The organism is Monashia sp. HAY1-5C, assembly GCF_056755255.1.
Window position 1 is genome coordinate 1 of record NZ_JBPGXG010000859.1, and the last position, 231, is coordinate 231.

A 231-nucleotide genomic window follows, 5' to 3' on the forward strand; every position below is an offset into this window, starting at 1 on the left:
GTTCGCAATGGGGCGATGAAGGCAAGGGCAAGATTGTCGACTGGCTTTCGGAACGCGCCGATGTGATTGTACGCTTTCAGGGCGGCCATAATGCCGGTCATACGCTTGTCGTCGATGGCGTCAGCTACAAGCTCGCGCTCCTGCCCTCCGGGCTGGTGCGCGGCAAGCTGAGCGTCATAGGAAACGGCGTTGTCGTCGATCCTCATCATTTCGTAGCCGAAGTCGTTAGGC

Annotated in this window: 1 protein-coding gene; it reads left to right on the forward strand. The window is 58.9% G+C overall.

Annotation, left to right across the window (positions count from 1 at the left end; all coding sequences use genetic code 11):
* The coding region (locus ACR9ZK_RS23770) for an adenylosuccinate synthetase (protein WP_481344363.1) at nt 1-231 on the forward strand (231 nt) is incomplete at both ends.